Source organism: Ferroplasma sp. (genome assembly GCF_037442045.1).
GTDB lineage: Archaea > Thermoplasmatota > Thermoplasmata > Thermoplasmatales > Thermoplasmataceae > Ferroplasma.
Genome location: NZ_JBBIRC010000050.1, coordinates 1 through 9533, shown reverse-complemented (window position 1 = coordinate 9533; position 9533 = coordinate 1). Strand labels below are relative to the sequence as shown.

Genomic DNA, 9533 nt, shown 5'->3' with positions numbered 1-9533 from the left:
TGCTCCGACCGGGATTTGAACCCGAGTCATCGGCTCGAAAGGCCGGAATGCTTGGCCTGGCTACACCATCGGAGCATAAAAAAGGTATGCAATAAATACCGGCTAAGTTGTATGGCATAATTGCATTATATTAATTAAATATTTCTTTTGTTATGGTCATTTTTCTGTCCTCTCCAAGTGATATAATATCAATGGTTTTGCCTGTTTTTTCTTCAATGAATTCCAGGAATTTTTTCATGTTTTCAGGGAGTTCATCATACCCATTTGCTATTATATTCTCAGCATTATTGATCGTTCCCCAACCTGGAAATTCAACATAATCAACATGCAATTTATTAAAATCTTCAAGCCTTTTCGGGAAATAATCGATTTCTTTTCCATCAATTGTATACTTTGTTGCCACTTTTATTGTTTTCATTTTTCCCAGAATGTCAACCTTTGTTATTGCCAGAGAATCAACGTCATTCATCATTATTGTATATTTCAGCAAGGGAATGTCAAGCCATCCAACTCTTCTTGGCCTTCCGGTTGTAGTCCCATATTCGCTTCCAAGATCCCTTAATGTGCTGTCATTTACTATTTCAGATGGAAATGGGCCTGAACCTACCTTTGATGTATATGCTTTGAAAACTCCTATAACTCTGTTAACCTTTCTGAATGAAAAGCCGGAACCTGTTGTAAGTGCGCCGGCAATTGTGTTTGATGATGTTACAAATGGATATATTCCAAAATCTATATCCAGCATTCCACCCTGGGCTCCTTCAAAAAGTATGTTTTTTCCTTTCCTGTAATCATTATAAATGAGATTTTCAGTGTAATCCATATATTTCAAAATTGAATTGCCAAAAGAACAGAGTTCATCAACCATTTTATTCCTTTCCTCTGGATTTTCATATATGCTTCCTGCAAGTAGATTTTTTTTCATATTGTATATTGTTTCTATTTTATCCTTTATTATCTCTTTATTTGAAAGGTCTATAAATCTTATGCCTGTTCTTGCATACTTATCCTCATATGTAGGGCCTATCCCCTGTGAAGTTGTTCCAATATTAAGCTTTGACCTTATTCCTTCTTCCTTCTTATCCAGGCATTTATGCATTTTTGTAACTATATGTGCCCCTGCACTGATTTTTATGTCTATGTTTTTATTGGATTTTTTTAGAAGTTCAAGTTCTGAAATTAATTCCTCAGGATCTATAACCATTCCATTGCCGAGAATGACTTTGCTGCTCTGCATTGCCCCAGATGGCACCAGATGGAATTTGAATTTCTCCCCATTTATTACAACTGTGTGCCCGGCATTGCTTCCACCGTTGAAACGAACAACATCGTCAAAATCCCTGCTGATAAAATCCGTAATCTTGCCTTTCCCTTCATCCCCAAACTGCAAACCCAGAATAACCGAAATCATTTAAACCTATATGTTATAATATTGAACTATAAAACTCTTATTTTAAATTTATAAAATTGAAAAAATTATGGTATTTAATTTAAGTATTTTGAAACTTCTTCACTTGTATAAACGTGGAATGTTTCTCCTACCTTTATTGATGCTATTTCTGGCTCTTTCATTGATTCTGCATCTGCTATTGCTGATTTAAGTGCGGCAATGCCAAGTTTTATTGTGTCTTCAAGTGACAGGTCATCCTTGTATTCTTTTTCTATATAATCAGTTACAGCATCCTTTCCTGCGCCGATAGCAACGGATTTATACTCATTTATTGTTCCTGCTGGATCACAGTCGAATAATCTTGGGCCTATTGTATCAGTTCCCGCAAATATTATTGAAACTCCATATGGCCTTACACCACCAAACTGCGTGTACTGTTGCATCTGATCGGCTACTTTCTTTACAAGATTTTCAATATTTGTAAGTGATCCGTAGGTAACTTTCTCCTGCTGGGCACCTACCCTTGCAAAATCGATAAGAACTCTGGCATCTGCCACAAGGCCTGATGTTACCGTTGCCACATTGTCGTCCACAAGTTGTATTTTTTCAAGTGAATTTTTTTCAACAAGCCTGCTTCTTGCCTTTTTTTCGGATAAAAGCAATACTCCGTCCTTGAATTTAATTCCAAGGGCTGTAGAACCCTTTTTAACCGCTTCTCTAGCATACTCAACCTGAAATAATCTCCCATCCGGGGAAAATACTGTTATTGCTCTATCATAAGCCATTTGACCCTGCTGCATTTGTTCACCTCTTCCTTAATTATAACATAAGATTATAATCTTTTCTTTAAAAGCATATGTATATTTCATTATAAAATTTTCTCTTGTATAATAAAATAAAAAAATATTAAATACAATAATAAACAGGATTTTATTCAAAAAATATAATAAAACGATTCCGTTAATGTATTTGCATGGGATTGTACAGAACAGTATTTGATAATTTCGTACATATAAGAAAAAATGGCTATTTTCTTGATGCTGCTAGAGAATTTATAAAGTATGGTGGAACTTCTATGAACATAGTTAATTTTCCGGATTATTTCTATACGCCAGATTCATATTATGAAATGCTTTATAAAGATACTATTGAAGTTGCTAAAGCAGTGAGTGCAGCAGGAATAAATACATTAACAACAATAGGGCCATATCCACTGGATTATTTTTACTTTAGATCAGCAGGAAAAGATCCTGTATTTTATATGGAGAAAGGAATTGATATGGCAATTTCAATCATTGATTCCGGAAATGCAGATGCTATGGGAGAAATTGGTTATCCACATTTCCCTGTAGCTCACGATGTATACAGTGATTCTGAAATTATCCTTGAATATGCACTGGAAGCATGCCATGACCATAATATACCGTTAATACTGCACACTGAAGATATGAATGAAGAGGGATATTTAAGACTGGAGTCATTGATAAAAAGGCATTATAAAGTTAACAGAGTGCTAAAGCATCATGCAAATCCCTGTGACCTGAAATTTCAGGATAATATCCTTAAATCAGTTATTGCTTCAAGGAAGAATACCAGAGCTGCAATAAATTCAGGTAAAGATTTTCTTTTAGAAACTGATTATACTGACCAGAAGGAAAAGCCGGGAAAGGTTATTCCGGTATACTCTGTCCCAAAAAGAGCTGAAATGATAAAAAATATGTATAAAGACCATGATGAAATTTTTCACAAAATTTTTGAGTTAATACCATTTAATTTTTATGGGAAAGAGTTTTTTGATAAGTGAATGAAAATTATTCCAAATAATATATTTTTAACAAGAACTGATAAATATTTAAATGGCAATGGTATCCGTTGTTATAATGATAGATATCACAAAGTACGACAAAATCCTGGAGGATCTTAAATCTATGCTTTTTTCTGAGAGGAAATCTCGGAAGCTGAATAAAATAGATCCTAATTTTTACAAAAATATACATTCATTGTTTGTTGATTTAAGTATGGAAAAGGATAAGGTTGTTTCCGGCGATATAGCAGAGTATATGGAAATTACGAAACTGCTTGATGATGTTAAGAAAAATTTTAAGGCATTTTTTCAGGTTCGATTTGAGAAAATCGCAAAATACTCGGTATATGATGAAATAGAGGAATACCTTTACAATATGAGCTCTGAAGAAAAAAATATTATAAAGGACCTGAGCGACCAGATGAAGGGATATTATGATGATTTTACTGGAATTACAGCGGAGGAGCCTGAAGAAGATATAACTGAAGAAGGGCGGGGAGAAATATTTGAGGAAAAAAAGTCTGAGCCGGAGATCGAAAAACTAGAATTGACTCAGGACAATGTGCTGGTGAGAATTCTAAAAGATCAGCCACCAGTAGCCCTGCCCGATAAGGACTATTACCTTCATAAAAATGATGTTTTATATATTTCTGGGCAGTTTGCAAAGCTTCTGGAATCACATGGGGCCTGCTTATACATTAATAAAGGTAAAAAATTATAAGCCTATATTATATTCGTATTTTATGGAAAAAATTTGTGATGTTGCCGGATGCAATGAGAAAAGCTTTCAAACAGTTCCCGCTGACCTTGCAGGGAAGGTTTTTACCTTTAAGGAAGAAAAAACCAAGGTACATTTATGTAAAGCCCATTATAAAGAATATAAGAAAAATACAAAAAAAGAAAGGGAAACTCAGAAAATGGACTGGTAAAGCATAAATGCAGGGAATCTCTATAGTTATAACAGTTCTCAACGAGGAGAAAAATATCAGGGATCTTATGGTTTCTCTTGTTCCACAGGAGCAGCCATTGGAGATAATAGTAGTGGATTCTTTAAGCAATGATAAAACTCCAAAAATTTTGAAGGAATATGCAGAAAAATATGATTTTGTGAATTTTTATGAAAAGAAAACAACAAGAGGGGGAGGAAGAAATTATGGAGTGTCTAAATCACAGTACAATTACATAGCTTTTATTGATGGTGATGCAATAGCAGGAGACCAATGGGTGAGTAATCTCAGGGCTTTAACAGAAAAATATGATATTGTGGCAGGGAAAAGCATAAGCACAGGCAATATGCGATATGCAATGGAAAGATTCCGCCTTTACTATGAAGAATTTGAAGTAACATCGCCTTCATCCAATCTTATGTATTCAAAAAAACTTTTTGAAAATCTTGGAGGTTTCGATGAGAGTTTTGTAACAGCCGAGGACATTGACCTGAATATCAGGGCGGTTAAGGCCGGCAGCAGGCATACCATATGCAATAATTGCATAGTTTATACAAAAACACGGGAAACGTTTAAAGAATTTAAAAAGCAGGCATACTGGAATGGTTACGGAAGAAAGCAGCTTAAGGAAAAATATGGAAATACATTAAAGTTATCGCACCAATTGAGCATTAAAGAAATGCTTTCTCCGGTATACATTGCCAGGAATTATTATGGCTTAAAAGGCTATATGCATTGCATGATAAGAAAAAATAAAAAATAAATATTATTTAGATAAAAGGCACGAAATTAATTTACTTTCTGCTTTTCTTATATGGAACAGTACTGTTGTCTTTGATATTGAAAACTCCCTTGCCAGATCATCCAGGCTTATGTTCCTGGGCCAGTCAAGATATCCATTCCTGAATGCCTCCTGTATTATTTTTTGTTCTGTTGCTGTTAAATTCAATAGATTTATTTCATGGTTCAAACGTTTTGTTATATCCAGTACTCCATCTCCTGAATTTACAGTTACATAATCATAATTTTTTATTTTATTATTTTTTTCTACCAGTTCAATGTTTTCCATCATTGCAGCCTTGCTAAAATGCATTACAAAATAGCTTTCCCCGCCATTGAAAGCTACGTATGGGTACATTGGAATTCCACCACTTATTGCGATAGATTCCATTATTTTATGACCTTTTTTAGTGCCAATAAACATGTTTGCATATTTCCCTTTCATAAATTTTATGTTATTAAAATCCAGGTGATATGAATTATTTATATCACTGCCAACTGAGTATGCTAATAGAGAATTTGAGCCATTTATAGTATTGTATATATTTGAAACGATAATTTTGGATTCATTATTCTCTGTGGCCCTTGCAAGGCTACAATCTCCGTCCACATGAATACTCAGGAAATACATAGCAAATAAGACAATACTGCTATAAAACCTTATTCAAAAAGCATTATGTCAAATAACGATTTTTATATCAGCAACAATAGTATGCTATTTTATCCATATCATATATAATGCATTATATTACATTATTAAATACGTCTATATAATTGCATTTTATGCTTACAGATGACACTTTGCGGGAAGGAATGCAGAGCCCGGGGTTTGCCCTGTCCTATAATGAAAAAATGGAACTTGCCAGATTAATATCCATAGCAGGAGTAAAACGCAGCCTTGTTGCCTATCCTTCTGCACATAAATCAGAATTTCAGGTCGCAAAGGACATTGCAGATAAGAGATATTTCAATGAAATATTTGCCCTTGGGAGAACAATTAAGGCAGACATTGATCTTATCAATGATACTGGAGCCAATATATCGCTGCACCTTCCATTCAAAATTGATAATATGAATGATATTTATGAAAATATAAAATATGCATGCACCCTTGGAAAAATTGTAGAGGTTGGCTTTGTGGATATAGATATGTTTGATATTAATGAAATCTTAAAATTTTGTAATAAGATGGCTGAATTGAATGTTGATGTTGTTCAGCTGCCAGATACAAGGGGAAAAATGGAACCAGAAGCAATGAAAAAAATAATTGAGGCTGCCAGCAAAATTAAGGGGATAAAAATAGAAGCGCATTGCCATAATGATCATGGCCTTGCTATGGCCAACTCGATATCTGCCATATCGTCAGGTGCCGATTATATTGACACTACAATATTTGGTATGGGCGAGCGGAATGGCATTGCAGATTCCATTACAGTTGTTGATTATCTGAATAGGCATGGCATTGAAGGGGATATTAATATAGATAGCATGAGAATGGCATACAATTACATGTATGATATTATAATAAGGAAAATTGGAGATAAATTTTTTACAGATAACATGCCGGTATATGGAAACAATTCTGAAATACAGACAGCCGGAACACACGTTGCATATGGCTCAGTATTTTCTGCCAACCACTATTCTGTAAATGTTTATACCGGCAGGAAGATGATAATAGAAATATTGAAAAATAATAATATACAATACAATGAAAATAATATAGGCAACATTGTAAAAAGAATAAAAGATGAATCCGCATCCAGAGGGGAGGCTTTGCCTGTAAGTGATATTATAAAAATAGCAGGTGATACATTATGAAAAGAGTTATAGAACTTGGACAGATAGTTGCAGGCCCAACAGCAGGGCTTATTTTTTCAGATATGGGTTTCGAGGTTATAAAGATTGAAAAGCCTGGAAATGGAGATATATCAAGAGAATTGGGTGGAACAAGTGCCGGAACGTTCATGTATTACAACAGGGGCAAAAAAAGCCTTGAACTGGATATTAAAACGGAAACGGGCAAGGAAGTTTTAAAAAAGCTTTTAAAAACTGCAGACATAGTTATAGAAAACATGGCACCGGGCAAAATGGCAAAGCTTGGATTTTCATATGAGGAGGTTAAAAATATAAACAGCAGAATTATTTACATTTCAATAAAGGGATATATGGATGGGCCATATAAAGACAGAAAAACTCTGGACTATCCTGTAGAAATAGAATCCGGGCTTGCTTATATGACAGGCCTGGATGGCAAGCCAATGAGGATGGGCGCTTCTATAGTAGATATGGCTGCAGCCATGCTTGCTGCTGTTAAGGCGTTTCAATTGATTTCCCAGAACAAGCCAGGCCTTGTTGAAATAGGATTATTTGAAACTGCAATGTTTCTTGTTGGGCAGCATATTGCAACATATCAGCTGATTGGCCATGACCTTCCTCCAATAAATGAAAGGAATTTTGCATGGGGAATATATGATTATTTTACGACTTCAGATAATAAGGAAATTTTCATAGCAGTTACTACAGATGATCAGTGGAAGAATTTCTGTGCTGGATTCAATATGAATGGTTTATTTGAAAATAAACAATTTTCCACAAACAATGGAAGATATGAAAATAGAGATTTTCTTATTCCTGCAATAAAGAAAAAACTTTTATCAATGACCTATGCTAAAGTAAAGAAAATACTGGAACTGAATAATATAAGTTATGGAACTTTAAACAGGCCATGGGATTTACTTCATGATCCACAGGCATTGAAATATATGGTGAATATGAATTTTGATAATGCTAACTATAAAGTTCCAGAACTTCCTTTTTCAGTGTCAGAGAATAATAATGCACCCCTGCTTGGAAATTGCAATAAAGAAATATTAACTGAACTTGGATATACAGCTGGTGAAATAGATAAGCTCATAGGGAATCATTAAATAGTATAGTTTTCCTTTAATATATTATAATACTACTTTATATATTGATATTGGATATATTTGTATGCAAAATAAGCCTTATAAGGGTAGTGTTTCCGACAGACTTGAGCGTCTGCCATTTAGCTCGGTTCAGAGAGATTTCTTGCTGATGGTGGCTGGTGGAGAATGGGCGGAAACTTTGATGTTGCTTGGCAATGGAGCTATACTGGCTCTGATGATCACAGTACTGGGTATATCACACAGTCTTGGGGCGGTCATTATAACCACCGCTTTCTTCATGGGGGAATTCGTTGGAAGTGCGTTTTTTGGATGGCTTGCTGATAGAAAAGGGAGAAAATTTGTTTTCCTGTATAATCTGCTTGTATTCTCATTTGGAATGCTTATAGCCGGTTTTATGTCCATACCGTACCTTATCGCTGTGTTTGTTTTCATTGGCGGAATCGGGGTGGGAGGAGAATTTCCACTGGTAGATTCATTTACAACTGAAATGATGCCTGCTAAGGTCCGTGGGAACAGGCTTGCATGGGTATATACCATTGCAGTAACAGCAGGATTTGTAATAGCTTTCCTGACATACGAAATGGATATTATAGCACCAGCTTATTATTCATGGAGAATACTTTTCTGGTTCATGGCTGTAGTTGGATTTGGCATATGGGCTGTAAGAACCAGACTAAAGGAATCGCCAAGATGGCTGGAAGTCCACGGTGAATACAAAAAGGCTGATGAAATTACAACAGACTGGGAACAGAGAACAATAAAAGCCAGGCATTTAAAATCCCTGCCAGAACCTGATACTGATACCCCAATAGAGGAAAACAAAAGCAAATATAAAGACATGTTCGAGCCTGATGTGAGAAGCAGGTCAATAATGATGATAATTTTCCAGTTCTTCCAATCCGGTATTTTCTATGGATTCACCGCACTTGCGCCATTATTTCTTATTGAAAAAGGTTTTGACCTGCCTAAAACTCTGGAATTTACATTTCTAATATTTGGTGGATTCTTCTTCGGTTCTGTCTTTAACCTTTTCATAATAGATAAGGTTGAAAGAAAATGGGGGATAATAGGAACTGCAGTTCTTGCTGGAATATTTGGAACTTTATTTGCAATTGTGTCGAGCGTATATCTCATAGTTATATTTGGATTCATTACAACATTTATACTCTGGAATTTCTCCAATTTCTTCCACGCTTATCAGGCAGAGATATTCCCAACAAGAATCAGGCCAACCGCTGCTGGAACAGTATATGCCGTGAGCAGAGTTTCCACAGCAATTCTAACACTGCTTATAGTTGATATATTCCTGCCTCATGGAGTTCTTGCCAGCTTTGGGATAATATGGGTTTTCATAGCTATAGTAGTTCTTGACATAGGAATTCTTGGCCCAAAAAGCTCCAGAGAACGGGTAGAAACCATAGCAAAATAATTTTATTGATATGTTTTTTATTTTTTAATTTTAAATGCAAAATTTATATTTTTTTGATTCATTAATAAAACTGAAATAATAAAAATTAAGTTGCAACTGCAATACATGCTGTTGCTATAATCAGCAAAAACATGGCAATGTATACTAACTCATTCTTTCTTGATAAAACAAGGTCTCCCATAATTTCTTTGTTTCTGCCTATGAGCCAGAGCATTGTCATTGGAGCTACCAGTGTAAAAACAAAGAATATTAA

At 35.0% G+C, this 9533-nt stretch carries 10 protein-coding genes and 1 tRNA gene; 7 read left to right on the top strand and 4 right to left on the bottom strand.

The genetic code is table 11. The features are described 5' to 3' along the window. From WKI77_RS06530 to psmA, 3 genes are all read right to left on the bottom strand, one after another. Nucleotides 1–75 (bottom strand) — tRNA-Glu (locus tag WKI77_RS06530). 55 nt (nt 76–130) lie between these two features. Beyond that, nucleotides 131–1411, bottom strand: coding sequence for an adenylosuccinate synthase (locus tag WKI77_RS06525; protein ID WP_337861024.1), 1281 nt, complete (start codon nt 1409–1411; stop codon nt 131–133). A 74-nt stretch (nt 1412–1485) separates the two neighbouring features. Continuing rightward, a complete protein-coding gene (gene psmA, locus WKI77_RS06520) occupies nt 1486–2190 on the bottom strand; it encodes an archaeal proteasome endopeptidase complex subunit alpha (RefSeq protein WP_337861023.1) in 705 nt (234 codons plus the stop codon). Nucleotides 2191–2363: 173 nt separating this feature from the next. Here psmA and WKI77_RS06515 point away from each other — a divergent pair, with 173 nt between their 5' ends. The 4 genes from WKI77_RS06515 to WKI77_RS06500 are packed head-to-tail and all read left to right on the top strand — an operon-like array spanning nt 2364 to nt 4904. Continuing rightward, on the top strand, nt 2364–3194 hold the full coding sequence (locus tag WKI77_RS06515; protein WP_337861022.1) for a TatD family hydrolase: 831 nt from the start codon (nt 2364–2366) through the stop codon (nt 3192–3194). 52 nt (nt 3195–3246) lie between these two features. After that, a complete protein-coding gene (locus WKI77_RS06510; RefSeq protein WP_337861021.1) occupies nt 3247–3915 on the top strand; it encodes a hypothetical protein in 669 nt (222 codons plus the stop codon). 22 nt (nt 3916–3937) lie between these two features. Continuing rightward, nucleotides 3938–4123 carry a hypothetical protein gene (locus tag WKI77_RS06505; protein ID WP_337861020.1) on the top strand — a complete coding sequence of 62 codons (186 nt, stop codon included), beginning with the start codon at nt 3938–3940 and terminating at the stop codon, nt 4121–4123. A gap of 7 nt (nt 4124–4130) precedes the next feature. Beyond that, the gene (locus WKI77_RS06500) at nt 4131–4904 is read left to right on the top strand and encodes a glycosyltransferase (RefSeq protein WP_337861019.1); all 774 of its coding nucleotides are present in this window, start codon (nt 4131–4133) and stop codon (nt 4902–4904) included. Nucleotides 4905–4907: 3 nt separating this feature from the next. On the opposite strand, the gene WKI77_RS06495 is transcribed toward WKI77_RS06500, so the two are convergent. Then, nucleotides 4908–5552 (bottom strand): helix-turn-helix domain-containing protein, encoded by a 645-nt coding sequence (locus tag WKI77_RS06495; RefSeq protein WP_337861018.1) that lies wholly within the window; start codon nt 5550–5552, stop codon nt 4908–4910. A gap of 152 nt (nt 5553–5704) precedes the next feature. Between WKI77_RS06495 and WKI77_RS06490 the strand changes: the two genes are divergently transcribed. The 3 genes from WKI77_RS06490 (at nt 5705) to WKI77_RS06480 (ending at nt 9280) form a co-directional block, all read left to right on the top strand. Next, complete coding sequence (locus tag WKI77_RS06490) at nt 5705–6742, top strand: hypothetical protein (RefSeq protein ID WP_337861017.1); 1038 nt, start codon at nt 5705–5707, stop codon at nt 6740–6742. Continuing rightward, entirely contained in the window at nt 6739–7851 is a 1113-nt protein-coding gene (locus WKI77_RS06485; RefSeq protein WP_337861016.1) for a CaiB/BaiF CoA-transferase family protein, read from the top strand. The genes WKI77_RS06490 and WKI77_RS06485 overlap by 4 nt, the downstream gene beginning before the upstream one ends. Before the next feature lie 64 nt (nt 7852–7915). Next, nucleotides 7916–9280, top strand: a complete 1365-nt coding sequence (locus tag WKI77_RS06480; RefSeq protein WP_337861015.1) for an MFS transporter — start codon at nt 7916–7918, stop codon at nt 9278–9280. The last annotated feature ends 253 nt before the right edge of the window (nt 9281–9533 follow it).